Genomic DNA, 13,530 nt, shown 5'->3' with positions numbered 1-13,530 from the left:
CGTCAGCGGCATAGGCCGCGTACGAGACGAGGGCGCCCCCTGGATCGCAGGGGGCGCCCTCGGTGCCGTTCAGGGGGCTTCTCGGGCCCGGCGGGTCAGGACTTGGCTTCGCCCAGGTGGTGGACGCGGACCATGTTGGTGGTGCCGGGGACGCCGGGGGGTGAGCCGGCGGTGATGACCACGATGTCGCCGTCGTTGAAGCGGTTGAGCTTGACCAGCTCCTGCTCCACCAGGTCGACCATCTCGTCGGTGCTGTTCACGAACGGGACCACGTACGGCTCCACGCCCCAGCTCAGCGCCATCTGGTTGCGGGTGCCCTCGTCGGTGGTGAAGGCGATGATCGGCTGCTGGGCGCGGTAGCGGGACAGGCGGCGGGCGGTGTCGCCGGACTGGGTGAAGGCCACCAGGCCCCGGCCGCCGAGGAAGTCGGCGATCTCGCAGGCGGCACGGGCCACCGAACCGCCCTGCGTGCGCGGCTTCTTGCCCGGGACGAGCGGCTGCAGGCCCTTGGAGAGCAGCTCCTGCTCGGCGGCGGTGACGATCTTCGACATCGTCTTGACCGTCTCGATCGGGTACGCGCCGACGGAGGACTCCGCCGACAGCATGACCGCGTCGGCCCCGTCCAGGATCGCGTTGGCCACGTCGGAGGCCTCGGCGCGGGTCGGACGGGAGTTGGTGATCATCGACTCCATCATCTGGGTCGCCACGATCACCGGCTTGGCGTTGCGCCGGCACAGCTCGATCAGGCGCTTCTGCACCATGGGGACCTTCTCGAGCGGGTACTCGACGGCGAGGTCACCACGGGCGACCATCACACCGTCGAACGCCATCACGACGTCCTCCATGTTCTGCACCGCCTGCGGCTTCTCCACCTTGGCGACGACGGGGACGCGGCGGCCCTCCTCGTCCATCACACGGTGCACGTCCTGGACGTCCTTGGCGTCGCGGACGAAGGACAGCGCGACCAGGTCGCAGCCCATGCGCAGCGCGAAGCGGAGGTCCTCGATGTCCTTCTCGCTCAGCGCGGGCACGTTGACGGCCGCGCCGGGCAGGTTGATGCCCTTGTGGTCGGAGATGACGCCGCCCTCGATGACGATCGTCTTCACCCGGGGGCCGTCGACCTCGGTGACCTTCAGCTCGACGTTGCCGTCGTTGATCAGGACCTGGTCGCCCTTGGTCACATCGCCGGGCAGGCCCTTGTAGGTCGTCCCGCAGATCGTCTTGTCGCCCGGGACGTCGTCGGTGGTGATGGTGAACTCGTCACCGCGCACCAGCTCCACGGGACCTTCGGCGAAGGTCTCCAGGCGGATCTTCGGGCCCTGGAGGTCGGCGAGGACACCGATGGCCCGGCCGGTCTCCTTGGCGGCGGCACGGACCCGGTCGTACCGGCCCTGGTGCTCGGCGTGCGAGCCGTGGCTGAAGTTGAAGCGGGCCACGTTCATACCGGCTTCGATCAACGCGACAAGCTGCTCGTGGGAGTCGACCGCGGGGCCGAGAGTACAGACGATTTTCGAACGGCGCATGGGGGCGATCCTATCGGTTTGTTTCGCAACGGAATATTCCGTCTGGCGGAAAATACAAAAGGGCGGCATGCCGCTCAGGTGTGATTCCCCGAACCAATTACCAGCGCGTAGGTCTGCGTCGCGATCTCCAATTCCTCGTCGGTGGGCACCACCGCCACAGCCACCCGGGCACCCTCGGGCGAGACCAGCCGCGCCTCGTCGCCGCGTACGGCGTTGCGCTCGCCGTCGACCACCAGGCCCAGCTCCTCCAGGCCCGCCAGGGCGGCTTCCCGTACGGGCGCCGCGTTCTCGCCGACACCGGCGGTGAAGGCGACCGCGTCCACCCGTCCGAGTACGGCGTAATAGGCACCGATGTACTTCTTCAGGCGGTGAATGTAGATGTCGAACGCCAGCTCCGCCTGCTCGTCGCCCTCGTCGACGCGACGGCGGATCTCCCGCATGTCGTTGTCGCCGCACAGACCGATCAGACCGCTCTTCTTGTTGAGAAGAGTGTCGATCTCGTCCGCGGACATTCCACCAACACGCATCAAATGGAAGATGACGGCCGGGTCCATGTCTCCGGAGCGCGTACCCATCACGAGCCCCTCCAAAGGCGTCAGTCCCATGGAGGTGTCCACACATTTGCCGCCCCGAACGGCCGAGGCGGACGCCCCGTTGCCCAGGTGCAGCACGATCACGTTCGTCTCGGCGGGGTCCTTGCCCAGCAGTTCGGCGGTGGCCCGGGAGACGTAGGCGTGCGAGGTGCCGTGGAAGCCGTAGCGCCGGACGCGGTGCTCGTCGGCCGTCTTCACGTCGATCGCGTAGCGGGCGGCCGACTCCGGCATGGTCGTGTGGAACGCGGTGTCGAACACGGCGACCTGCGGCAGGTCGGGCCGCAGCGCCTGCGCCGTGCGGATGCCCGTGAGGTTGGCCGGGTTGTGCAGCGGGGCCACCGGGATGAGCCGCTCGATCTCGGCGAGCACGGCGTCGTCGACGACGGTCGGCTCGGTGAAGGTCTTCCCGCCGTGCACCACGCGGTGCCCGATCGCGGCCAGTTCGGGCGAGTCCAGACCGAGACCGTCCTTGGCGAGCTCCTCCGCCACGGCCTTCAGCGCGGCGTCGTGGTCGGCGATCGCGCCGCCGCGTTCGCGGCTCTCGCCGCCGGCCGGGGTGTGCTTGAGCCGGGAGGTCTGCTCACCGATGCGTTCGACGAGACCCACCGCCAGCCGGCTGCTGTCGCCCATGTCGAGCAGCTGGTACTTCAGCGACGAGGAGCCGGAGTTGAGGACGAGGACACGGGACGGGCTCACTGGGCGGTTGCCTTCTCACTCGGGGACGGGGCCGGGGACTGGGCCTGGATCGCCGTGATGGCGACGGTGTTGACGATGTCCTGGACGAGGGCGCCCCGGGACAGGTCGTTGACCGGCTTGCGCAGACCCTGGAGCACGGGGCCGACGGCGATCGCGCCGGCCGAGCGCTGCACGGCCTTGTAGGTGTTGTTGCCGGTGTTCAGGTCGGGGAAGATCAGCACGGTCGCCTGCCCGGCGACCTCCGAGCCGGGCAGCTTGGTCGCCGCGACCGACGGCTCCACGGCGGCGTCGTACTGGATCGGGCCCTCGATCTTCAGGTCGGGCCGGCGGGAACGGACCAGCTCGGTGGCCTCGCGGACCTTGTCGACGTCGGCGCCGGAGCCGGAGGTGCCGGTGGAGTACGACAGCATCGCGATGCGCGGCTCCACACCGAACTGCTCCGCCGTGGTCGCCGACTGCATGGCGATGTCCGCGAGCTGCTTCGCGTTCGGGTCGGGGTTGACCGCGCAGTCGCCGTAGACGAGGACCTTGTCGGCCAGGCACATGAAGAACACCGACGAGACGATGTCGGCGTCCGGCTTGGTCTTGATGATCTCGAAGGCCGGGCGGATGGTCGCGGCCGTGGAGTGCACCGAGCCCGAGACCATGCCGTCGGCGAGCCCCTCCTGGACCATCAGCGTGCCGAAGTAGTTCACGTCGGAGACGACGTCGTACGCCAGCTCCACGGTGACGCCCCGGTGGGCGCGCAGGGCCGCGTACTGCTCGGCGAAGGAGTCGCGCAGGTCGGAGGTGGCCGGGTCGATCAGCTGGGACTCGCCGAGGTCGATGCCCAGGTCGGCGGCCTTCTTGCGGATCCGGTCGACCGGGCCGAGCAGGGTCAGCTCGCACACGCCCCGGCGCAGCAGTACCTCGGCGGCGTGCAGCACCCGCTCCTCGGTGCCCTCGGGCAGCACCACGCGGCGCAGATCGGAGCGGGCCTGCTCCAGCAGCTTGTGCTCGAACATCATCGGTGTGACGCGGTCGCTGCTGGGCGCGGAGACCCGGCGTGTGAGTTCGCCGGTGTCGGTGAACCGCTCGAACAGGCCGAGTGCCCGTTCCGCCTTGCGCGGGGTGGCCGCGTTCAGCTTCCCCTCCAGGGAGAAGAGCTGCTCGGCGGTGGGGAAGCTGGTGCCGGCCACCGACAGCACCGGGGTGCCCGGCGCCAGGCGGTCGGCGAGGGTGAGGATGTCGGCGCCGGGCACCTCGTCCAGGGTGAGCAGCACGCCGGCTATCGGCGGGGTGCCGGCGCTGTGCGCGGCGAGCGCGCCGACGACCAGGTCGGCACGGTCGCCCGGGGTGACGACGAGGCAGCCGGGGGTCAGGGCGCCCAGGAAGTTCGGCAGCATCGCACCGCCGAAGACGAAGCCGAGCACGTCCCGGGCGAGCCCCGAGTCGTCGCCGAGCACCACCTTGCCGCCGAGCGCGTGGCTGATCTGCGAGACGGTCGGGGCGGACAGCGCGGGCTCGTCGGGCAGGACGTAACAGGGCGCGGGGAGCCGGGATTCGAGCCGGCGGGCGATCTCGTCGCGGTCCTCGCGGGCGACCCGGTTGGTGACCATGGCCAGCACGTCGCAGCCGAGTGTGTCGTAGGCCCGGTAGGCGTTGCGCGTCTCGGCGAGCACCGACTCGACGGTCTGCTTGCGGCCGCCCACGACCGGGATCACGGACGCGCCGAACTCGTTCGCCAGCCGGGCGTTCAGCGACAGCTCGTCCGGGAGCTGGGTGTCGGCGAAGTCGGTGCCGAGGACCAGGACCACGTCGTACTCGCGGGCGACCAGGTGGAACCGTTCCACCAGCGTGGACACCAGCTCGTCCGTGCCGGCCTCGGCCTGCAGGGCGGACGCCTCCTGGTAGTCCATGCCGTAGACGGTCGACGCGTCCTGGGCGAGCCGGTAGCGGGCGCGCAGCAGCTCGAAGAGGCGGTCGGGCCCGTCGTGGACGAGGGGCCGGAAGACGCCGACCCGGTCGACCTGCCGGGTGAGGAGCTCCATGACCCCCAGTTCGACGACCTGGCGGCCGTCGCCTCGGTCGATGCCGGTCACGTACACGCTGCGGGTCACGCGCGCTCTCCGTTTCGTCTCGGTGGCATGTCTCTGTTCGGGATGACTCTGTCCGGGATGTCTCTGTGAGGATTTCTCTGCGGGACGTCGAAAAATCGCCCATCGAGGTGAGCGGAACCGCCTTGACAATACCTCCGCCGATGGATAAGGCGCCCGTCAGAGTCGGGTACCCCGCCGGGCCGGGCAGCGTGAAACAATCGGCAGAAGCTCACCGGTGTCAACAGCGAGCAGGAGACACAGCACGATGCGTATCGGAGTTCTCACCGCAGGCGGCGACTGCCCCGGCCTGAACGCCGTGATCCGGTCGGTCGTGCACCGGGCGGTCGACAACTACGGCGATGAGGTCATCGGCTTCGAGGACGGCTACTCGGGCCTGCTGGACGGCCGCTACCGCGCCCTCGACCTCAACGCCGTCAGCGGCATCCTGGCCCGCGGCGGCACGATCCTGGGATCGTCCAGGCTGGAGCGCGACCGGCTCCGTGAGGCCTGCGAGAACGCCTCCGACATGATCCACGAGTTCGGCATCGACGCGCTGATCCCGATCGGCGGCGAGGGCACGCTGACGGCCGCGCGCATGCTGAGCGACGCGGGCCTGCCCGTCGTGGGCGTCCCGAAGACCATCGACAACGACATCTCCTCCACGGACCGCACCTTCGGCTTCGACACGGCGGTGGGGGTCGCCACCGAGGCGATGGACCGGCTGAAGACGACCGCCGAGTCCCACCAGCGCGTGATGGTGGTGGAGGTCATGGGCCGGCACGCCGGGTGGATCGCGCTGGAGTCCGGCATGGCGGCGGGTGCGCACGGCATCTGTCTGCCGGAGCGTCCGTTCGATCCGGCCGATCTGGTCAAGATGGTCGAGGAGCGCTTCGCCCGCGGCAAGAAGTTCGCGGTCATCGCCGTCGCCGAGGGCGCCCACCCCGCGGACGGCAGCATGGACTACGGCAAGGGCGCGATCGACAAGTTCGGCCACGAGCGCTTCCAGGGCATCGGCGCGGCACTCGCCCATGAGCTGGAGCGCCGGCTCGGCAAGGAGGCCAAGCCGGTCATTCTCGGCCACGTCCAGCGCGGCGGCTCACCGACCGCCTACGACCGGGTGCTCGCCACGCGGTTCGGCTGGCACGCGGTGGAGGCGGCGCACCAGGGCCGCTTCGGCCGGATGACCGCGCTGCGCGGGACGGACATCGTGATGGTGCCGCTCGCGGAGGCCGTGACCGAGCTGAAGACGGTGCCCAAGGACCGGATGGACGAGGCCGAGTCGGTCTTCTAGACCTTCCCGTCGGTGTTCCAGAGGTTCTAGACCGGGCTCTCCTGGACTCTCGTCCAGAAGTGCTCGACGATCCGGTTCAGGAAGTCGCGGGCGGTGTCGCCCGCGTCGCCGCTGCCGCCGCCCCAGCTCAGGGTGGCGGCCATATGACCCTGGTAGTCCTCGTGCAGCGCCCGCAGGGCGCCCTCCAGGAACGGCCGGTCCAGGGGCACGAGTTTGGCCACCGGGCGCACATAGGCCTGCCAGCGGGTGCTGACCGCGCTGCGCAGCAGTTCGCCGAGCTTGGCGTCGCGGCCCGTGACGGTGACGAAGTCGGCGAGGCCCAGGCCGAGCAGGTCGGCGAGGGCGCCGGACTGGCGGTCCGTGCCGCGCCAGGTGTCGGTCTCCTCCATGCGCAGATACGCGTGGACCTCGTGTCCCACGGCCCGGGCCACGTCCTCGGGGGCGAGGCAGCGGGCGATGCGGTGCTCGCGCAGGGTGCGGGGTCTGCCGATGAGTTCGCCGGGGGAGCACCACAACACGCCCGCGAGAGCGGTGAGTTCCGAGTTCGACGGGGCCGAGGCCCCGCGCTCCCAGTCGATGACGTGGTCCGGGGTGATGCGGGGGTGTCCGTACGAGACGCGCATGCCGTGGGCGACGTGCTCGGGCGTCATGCCGAGGGCCGCGCGCAGACGGCGGGCGGCCGGGGCGTTGAAGGGCGGGGGAGTCGGGGCGGACTGTGGAGGGGGAGTGGCGGCGGACTGGCTCGGGCGGGCTGAAGGTCGGCGCACGGGCCACAAGCTAGGGGGACGGGGGTGCGATGACTACGGTCTGTTCGGCCAGGATCACGGATTGTAGGAAGCTACGGCTACCGGCGGGTTCGACCGGGGCCGGAGATCGGCTTGTCGGTCGGGGCGGGTTGCGGGTAAGGATGACCCCGGGCCCGATGATCTTGGGTCCGGAAAGGCAGTGACTCACGTGAACGGCAAGCTCAACGGGCATATTCGCGAGCGGCTTCTCGCGCCGAACTTCTGGCATCTCGCGACGGTGGGGGCCGACGGGGCGCCTCAGGTATCGCCCATGTGGGCGGACATCGAAGACGAGTACGTCATGGTCAACACCTCGATCGGGCGGGTGAAGGAGCAGAATCTGCGGCGCAATCCGTACGTTTCGCTGTCCCATCACGACCCGGAGAACCCGTACGACCGGGCCGAGATCCGGGGGAAGGTCGTCCGGTTCGTGGAGGGCGAGGAGGCGGAGCGGGGCATGGACCGGCTGACGCGCAAGTACCTCGGCCAGGACCGGTATCCGTGGATGCTCCCCGGCGAGCGCCGGGTGATGCTGCTGATCGAGCCGACGCGGGTGCGGACGCTCGAGGGCGTGGAGCCGTTCCGGCCCGGGGTCCTGCCGGACGGGGCGACCGGCTGAGCGGGATGTCCGCCTGAGTCTCGGGCGAGTTGGGGAAGCGCTGGTCACGGTCATGTGGCCGGCGCTTTTTCCGTGCCGTGGGCGGTTGGGGGGGCGGCCCTAGCGCCAGTCCGGTACGCCCGAGACCGGTGGCAGCCGGGACTCGATCCTCGCTCGGATGTCGCTCATCACGGAGACGATGCGGCTCTCGTGCTCCGGGGTCAGCCGGGCCACCGGGACCGAGCAGCTGATGGCGTCGACGGCCGGTGTTCCGTAGCGCAGGGCGAAGCCGAAGCCGGCGATGCCCGGCACCGTCTCCTCGCGGTCGACGGAGTAGCCGCGCTCGCGCACCCGGGCCAGGTCGGCGAGCAGGGCGGCGCGGTCGGTGTGCGTGTTCTCCGTGAGGCCGGTCAACGGCTCTTCGCCGAGGGGTAGTTCGCCGTCGGGGCGCTCGGCGAGCAGTGCCTTGCCCAGCGCGCCGGCGTGGGCCGGGACGCGGCGGCCGACCCGGCTGATGGTGCGCAGGTACTCGTGGGACTCGCGGGTGGCGAGGTAGACGACGTCCCGGCCGTCGAGCCGGGCCATGTGGATCGTCTCGCCGAGCGCGTCCGACGCCTCGTCCAGGTACGGCCGGACCACCCGGATACGGCGGTCCCCGTCGAGATAGCCGGTGCCGGTGAGCAGCGCGCGGATCCCGATGCCGTAGAGGGAGCCGGTGGCGTCGGTGCGGACCCAGCCGGAGTCGACGAGCGTCTGGAGCAGCTGGTACATGCTGCTGCGCGGCACGTCCAGGTCCTCCGCGAGCTGGTCGAGGCGGGAGGGCTGTTCGCCCCGCTCGGCGAGCACTTCCAGCAGCGCGACGGTTCTGGCCGCCGACTTCACACCGCGGACGCCTCTGCTCTCCTGCATGGGCTCATCGTAGGTCCGCGCTGATCGTGCACATCAATCTGTGATCGCCCGGGCCATTGACCCGCTCCGTTCACGCACTTAGCCTCCATCTGCATACGTGGACGCCATCTGCATACAGGGATGAGAGCCCCACCAGTTCAGAGCTCCCACCAGTTCAAAGGGGAACTGCCTTGCCTCTGCTCGTCGTCGGGATCAGCGTTCTGGTCCTGCTCCTCCTCATGACCCGGCTGAGAATGAACGGCTTCGCGGCCCTGCTGCTCGTCGCGGTGGGGGTCGCGCTGGTCCGTGGCATTCCGGTCGCGACCATCCCGGACGTCCTCTCCGAGGGCATCGGGGACCAGATCGGCGACACCATGCTGACCATCGGACTCGGTGCCATGGTCGGCCGGGTGATGGGGGACTCGGGCGCCGCACAGCGCATAGCCGGCAAACTCCTCGACGCCTTCGGCCCGCGGTGGGTCCAGGTGGCGATGGTGGTCACGTCCATGCTCATCGGCGTGACCATGTTCTACGAGGTCGCGTTCGTCATCATCGTGCCGATCGCGTTCACGCTGGTCAGGGTCACCGGCGCGAAGCTGCTGTGGGTCGGGCTGCCGATGTCCATCGCCCTGTCCACCATGCACAGCTTCCTGCCTCCGCACCCCGGCCCCACCGCCGTCGCCGCGACCTTCCACGCCTCCGTCGGACTGACGCTGTTCTACGGCCTGTTCATCGCCGTACCCGCCGGGGCGCTCATCGCCCTGGCCTGGCCGCGTCTTCCGTTCGTCGCGAGGATGACGCCGTCCATCCCCAAGGGGCTGGTCAGCGAGCGCGAGTTCACCGAGGAGGAGATGCCGGGGCTCGGGTGGTCGCTGTTCGTGGCGCTGTTCCCCGTGGTGCTGATCGTGGCCGCGGCCGTGACCGACATGGCCGCCTCGGGAGACAGTCCGTTCCTGCACGTCGTGGCGTTCGTCGGGTCGGCGCCGATCGCGCTGCTGCTGACCCTGTGCCTGGCGATCTGGGTGTTCGGGCCGCGGATCGGGCGGAGCTTGAGCGAGGTCGGCGCCTCCTGTTCGTCGGCGGCCCAGGCGATGGCGATGATCCTGCTGGTGATCGGCGCGGGCGGGGCCTTCAAGAACGTCCTCGTCGAGGGCGGCATCTCCGACTACATCAAGGACGTCACCGACGGCTGGTCCATCTCGCCGATCGTCCTCGCCTGGCTGGTCGCCGTCATCCTGCGGATCGCGCTCGGCTCGGCGACGGTCGCCGTCGTCACGGCCTCAGGTGTGGCGCTGCCGTTGCTGGCGGGGGGTGGGGTGCATCCGGAGGTGATGGTGCTGGCCGTGGCGTGTGGCTCCATCGCGTTCTCGCACGTGAACGACCCCGGGTTCTGGCTCTTCAAGGAGTACTTCAACCTGTCCGTCATCGAGGCGATCAAGGTGCGGACGTCCTATACGACGGTGCTTGCCGTGCTCGGGCTGGGGGGCGTGCTCGCGGTCGAGTGGGCGCTGGACGTTTTCGGGCTGTAGACCGTTTCATCCACTACACAAGGGATTTGGACCAGCATGAGCAGCAACCAGCCGACCGTCACCGGGTTCGCCGTCTACCCCGTCGCCGGGCGGGACAGCATGGAGCTCAATCTGTCCGGTGCGCACGGGCCGTACTTCACCCGCAACATCGTCGTTCTCACCGACTCCGAGGGGCGTACCGGGCTGGGGGAGGTGCCCGGCGGCGAGAAGATCACGCAGACGCTGCGGGATGCCGAGGCGCTCGTCGTCGGGGCCAAGGTGGGGGACTACCAGCGGGTGCTGCGGGAGATCGGGGAGCGGTTCGCCGACCGGGATGCGGGTGGGCGGGGTGCGCAGACGTTCGATCTGCGGACCACGGTTCATACGGTGACGGCGGTGGAGTCGGCGTTGCTCGATCTGCTCGGGCAGCATCTCGAGGTGCCGGTCGCCGCGCTGCTGGGGGACGGGCAGCAGCGGGAGTCCGTGCGGGTGCTGGGCTATCTCTTCTACGTGGGTGATCCGGACCGGACCGATCTGGAGTATGTCCGGGAGCCGGACTCGGACGTGGAGTGGTACCGGGTGCGGCACGAGGAGGCGTTGTCTCCGGAGACGATCGTGCGGCAGGCGGAGGCGGCGTACGACCTGTACGGGTTCCGGGACTTCAAGCTCAAGGGGGGTGTGCTGGAGGGGGCCGAGGAGGTCGCGGCGGTGCGGGCGCTGAAGGCGCGGTTTCCCGAGGCGCGGATCACGCTGGATCCGAACGGGGCGTGGTCGTTGCGGGAGGCGGTTGAGCTGTGCCGGCCGTTGGTGGGGACGCTGGCGTATGCGGAGGATCCGTGTGGGGCGGAGGGGGGTTACTCGGGGCGGGAGGTGCTCGCGGAGTTTCGTCGGGCTACCGGGTTGCCTACGGCTACGAACATGATCGCTACGGACTGGCGGCAGATGGCGCATGCGTTGGCTCTGCAGTCGGTGTCCATTCCGCTGGCCGATCCGCACTTCTGGACGATGCGGGGGTCGGTGCGGGTGGCGCAGTTGTGCAACGCGATGGGGTTGACGTGGGGGTGCCACTCCAACAACCACTTCGACATCTCGCTGGCGATGGTGACGCACTGTGGGGCGGCGGCTCCGGGGGAGTACAACGCGCTGGACACGCACTGGATCTGGCAGGAGGGGCTGGAGCGGCTCACCGTTTCCCCGCCGCGCATCGTCGACGGCGAGATCGCGGTTCCGGATGCTCCGGGGTTGGGCGTACGGCTCGACATGGACCGGCTGCTCGCGGCGCACGAGCTGTACCGGGAGAAGGCGCTGGGGGCGCGGGACGATGCGGTGGGGATGCGGTACCTGGTTCCGGGGTGGGAGTTCGATGGGAAGCGGCCGTGTCTGGTGCGGTGAGTGGGGCGGATGCCTGCGGCGCCTGTGCGGCTTTGGTGGGGGTGCGTGTAGCGCCTTCTCGCCGGTGGTGGGTCGGGGCCGCGTCGGGGGGTGTCCGTCCTCGGAACGGCGCGATGGGGCCGGATACCGACTGACTGTCCGTTGACGCGCCAACCGCTGCGGGCGGACACCCCCCGACACGTCCCCTTCCGTGATCCGGCGGGTGCGGGCGCGTCGTGGCTCCCGCCCCAGCTGCGGGCATGCGTGCCTCCCCCAGTGCCTTAAGGGCCTGGGAGGTGCCCCCAGGGCGGCACGGGTGGGCGGTGGGGGAGGCACCCCGCTACGCCGGGCTGCGGACCCACCCGGCCCCAGACCGACGCCGGGCACCTGCCAACGCCGGGCTGTGGATTCACCCGCCCCAGCCACAAGCACCCTCAGCCCTTGACCGCCCCGCCCAGTGCGAAGCCCCCTCCCAGGCGGCGTGAGATCAGGACGTACAGCAGGATCACCGGCGTCGAGTAGATGATCGAGAACGCGGCCAGTTGCCCGTACGCCACCATGCCCCGGTTGCCGAAGAAGTCGTTGATGCTGACGGACGCCGGCATCTGGTCGGGGGTGAGCAGGAGCATGAAGGGGACGAAGAAGTTGCCCCACATCATGACGAAGGAGAAGACCGTCACGACGGCCACGCCGGGGCCCATGAGGGGCAGGACGATGCGGATGAGGGACTGGAGGGGGCTCGCTCCGTCGGTCCAGGCGGCCTCTTCGAGTTCCTTGGGGACGCCGTCCATGAAGTTCTTCATCAGCCAGATGGCGAAGGGCAGTTGGGACGCGGCGAAGAAGAAGATCGTGCCCTGCATGGTGTCGATCAGGTCCACCTGGACGAAGAGGGCGTAGACCGGAACCATGATCGCCGTGATCGGCAGGCTGGTGGCGAAGAGGATCGTCAGCAGGAACGGGCGGTTGAAGCGGGAGCGGAAGCGGGACAGTGGGTAGGCGGCGAGGGCCGCGCAGACCACTGTCAGCAGGGTCGCGCCGCCGCAGAGGATCAGGCTGTTGAGGAGGGGGGTGAAGGTGATCTCGGAGGTCAGGACCGCGTCGAAGTTGTCCAGGGTGAGGCCGTCGGGGGCCTTCACCCGGAGGCCCGCGTGGGGATCGAGGGAGGACAGGACCACCCAGGCCAGGGGGAGCACGAAGGCCGCGGCGACCACCAGGAGTCCCGCGTCGGCCGCCAGACGGCGGGTCGTGCGGCGGGAGGAGAGGGTGTGGGGCATGCGGTCAGACCTCCGTGCGGAGCAGGCGCAGGTAGACCAGGGAGAACAGGGAGCCGACCAGCAGGAGCAGGAGCGCGACCGCCGTGCCGTAGCCGATGAGGCTGTTCTGGAAGGCCTGTTCGTACATGAAGAGCGGGAGCGTCTGGCTCTTGCCGCCCGGGCCGCCTCTCGTCATCACCCAGATCAGACCGAAGACCGAGAGGGTCTGGAGGGTGTTGAGCATCAGGTTGGTGCCGATGGAGCGGCGGATCATGGGCAGGGTGATGTGCCACATGCGGCGCCAGCCGCCCGCGCCGTCGACCTCCGCCGCCTCGGTGATCTCCTGGGGGATCTCGTTCAGGGCCGCCGAGTAGACCAGCATCGAGAACGCCGTACCGCGCCAGACGTTCGCGAAGGACACCGCCAGGATCGGGAGCGTGAACAGCCAGTTCTGGGAGGGCAGGTGCAGCCAGTCCAGGATGGCGTTCAGGGTGCCCTCGCGGCGGAAGAAGGCGTAGAGGAGGAAGCCCGCGACGACCTCCGGCAGGACCCAAGCCGTGACGACGATGCCGCCGGTGAGCGTGCGGACCGGTTTCGACGCGCGCTGCATCAGTGCCGCCAGGGCGAGGCCCAGCGTGTTCTGTCCGATGAGGGACGAGAGGACGGTGAACACCAGCGTCAGCCATACGGCGTTCAGGAACGCCTCGTCCCCGAAGGCCCGGGTGAAGTTGTCGAAGCCGACGAACGACTTTTGGGCCTGGCCGGTGAGCTGGAGGTCGGTGAAGGCGATGTAGACGCAGTAGGCGATCGGGCCGGCCAGGAAGAGGAGCAGGAGGACGATCGCGGGAGTCAGGGGCAGGACCCGTACCGGCAGGCGGGGGCCGCGTGCCGGGTGGGTGTCCGTGAGCGCCTTGGTGGGTTGGGGGTGCGGGGCGGTGGTGGTCAT

Annotated in this window: 11 protein-coding genes; 4 read left to right on the top strand and 7 right to left on the bottom strand. The window is 69.6% G+C overall.

Features of this window, described 5'->3' with window-relative positions; all coding sequences use genetic code 11:
- Positions 1–95 precede the first annotated feature (95 nt).
- From pyk to pta, 3 genes are all read right to left on the bottom strand, one after another.
- A complete protein-coding gene (gene pyk / locus ACFT4A_RS22665) occupies positions 96–1,523 on the bottom strand; it encodes a pyruvate kinase (protein WP_382832803.1) in 1,428 nt (475 codons plus the stop codon).
- Positions 1,524–1,597: 74 nt separating this feature from the next.
- Complete coding sequence (locus ACFT4A_RS22660) at positions 1,598–2,812, bottom strand: acetate kinase (RefSeq protein ID WP_382832801.1); 1,215 nt, start codon at positions 2,810–2,812, stop codon at positions 1,598–1,600.
- Positions 2,809–4,911, bottom strand: a complete 2,103-nt coding sequence (gene pta, locus ACFT4A_RS22655) for a phosphate acetyltransferase (RefSeq protein ID WP_382832799.1) — start codon at positions 4,909–4,911, stop codon at positions 2,809–2,811. The genes ACFT4A_RS22660 and pta overlap by 4 nt, the downstream gene beginning before the upstream one ends.
- A 244-nt stretch (positions 4,912–5,155) precedes the next feature.
- On the opposite strand from pta, the gene ACFT4A_RS22650 reads away from it, so the two are divergent.
- Positions 5,156–6,181 carry an ATP-dependent 6-phosphofructokinase gene (locus tag ACFT4A_RS22650; RefSeq protein WP_382832797.1) on the top strand — a complete coding sequence of 342 codons (1,026 nt, stop codon included), beginning with the start codon at positions 5,156–5,158 and terminating at the stop codon, positions 6,179–6,181.
- Between the two features lie 26 nt (positions 6,182–6,207).
- On the opposite strand, the gene ACFT4A_RS22645 is transcribed toward ACFT4A_RS22650, so the two are convergent.
- On the bottom strand, positions 6,208–6,948 hold the full coding sequence (locus tag ACFT4A_RS22645) for a helix-turn-helix domain-containing protein (protein WP_382832795.1): 741 nt from the start codon (positions 6,946–6,948) through the stop codon (positions 6,208–6,210).
- A 178-nt stretch (positions 6,949–7,126) separates the two neighbouring features.
- On the opposite strand from ACFT4A_RS22645, the gene ACFT4A_RS22640 reads away from it, so the two are divergent.
- Entirely contained in the window at positions 7,127–7,585 is a 459-nt protein-coding gene (locus ACFT4A_RS22640; protein ID WP_382832793.1) for a PPOX class F420-dependent oxidoreductase, read from the top strand.
- A 99-nt stretch (positions 7,586–7,684) separates the two neighbouring features.
- Here the strand turns inward: ACFT4A_RS22640 and ACFT4A_RS22635 are convergent, their stop codons facing one another.
- Positions 7,685–8,473: an IclR family transcriptional regulator gene (locus ACFT4A_RS22635; protein WP_382832791.1), complete on the bottom strand. Its 789-nt coding sequence runs from the start codon at positions 8,471–8,473 to the stop codon at positions 7,685–7,687.
- A gap of 170 nt (positions 8,474–8,643) precedes the next feature.
- Between ACFT4A_RS22635 and ACFT4A_RS22630 the strand changes: the two genes are divergently transcribed.
- A complete protein-coding gene (locus ACFT4A_RS22630; protein WP_382832789.1) occupies positions 8,644–9,981 on the top strand; it encodes a gluconate:H+ symporter in 1,338 nt (445 codons plus the stop codon).
- Positions 9,982–10,017: 36 nt separating this feature from the next.
- Complete coding sequence (locus ACFT4A_RS22625; protein WP_382832787.1) at positions 10,018–11,352, top strand: enolase C-terminal domain-like protein; 1,335 nt, start codon at positions 10,018–10,020, stop codon at positions 11,350–11,352.
- 413 nt (positions 11,353–11,765) lie between these two features.
- Here ACFT4A_RS22625 and ACFT4A_RS22620 read toward each other — a convergent pair whose 3' ends face one another.
- Together ACFT4A_RS22620 and ACFT4A_RS22615 are read right to left on the bottom strand one after the other, a co-directional pair.
- Complete coding sequence (locus ACFT4A_RS22620; RefSeq protein WP_382832785.1) at positions 11,766–12,605, bottom strand: carbohydrate ABC transporter permease; 840 nt, start codon at positions 12,603–12,605, stop codon at positions 11,766–11,768.
- A 4-nt stretch (positions 12,606–12,609) separates the two neighbouring features.
- On the bottom strand, positions 12,610–13,530 hold the full coding sequence (locus ACFT4A_RS22615; protein ID WP_382832783.1) for a carbohydrate ABC transporter permease: 921 nt from the start codon (positions 13,528–13,530) through the stop codon (positions 12,610–12,612).

The sequence above is a fragment of the Streptomyces sp. NPDC057099 genome, from assembly GCF_042671245.1.
In the GTDB taxonomy this organism is placed as follows: Bacteria; Actinomycetota; Actinomycetes; order Streptomycetales; family Streptomycetaceae; genus Streptomyces; species Streptomyces purpurascens.
Note: the sequence above shows the minus strand (reverse complement) of the source record. Positions and strands in the feature narration are given on the sequence as shown.

What these genes read in the sequence shown, in the direction of transcription:
- pyk (WP_382832803.1), bottom strand. Translation starts at nt 1,523, where the DNA reads ATGCGCCGTTCGAAAATCGTCTGTACTCTCGGCCCCGCGGTCGACTCC.
- ACFT4A_RS22650 (WP_382832797.1), top strand. Translation starts at nt 5,156, where the DNA reads ATGCGTATCGGAGTTCTCACCGCAGGCGGCGACTGCCCCGGCCTGAAC.
- ACFT4A_RS22635 (WP_382832791.1), bottom strand. Translation starts at nt 8,473, where the DNA reads ATGCAGGAGAGCAGAGGCGTCCGCGGTGTGAAGTCGGCGGCCAGAACC.
- ACFT4A_RS22625 (WP_382832787.1), top strand. Translation starts at nt 10,018, where the DNA reads ATGAGCAGCAACCAGCCGACCGTCACCGGGTTCGCCGTCTACCCCGTC.
- ACFT4A_RS22620 (WP_382832785.1), bottom strand. Translation starts at nt 12,605, where the DNA reads ATGCCCCACACCCTCTCCTCCCGCCGCACGACCCGCCGTCTGGCGGCC.
- ACFT4A_RS22615 (WP_382832783.1), bottom strand. Translation starts at nt 13,530, where the DNA reads ATGACCACCACCGCCCCGCACCCCCAACCCACCAAGGCGCTCACGGAC.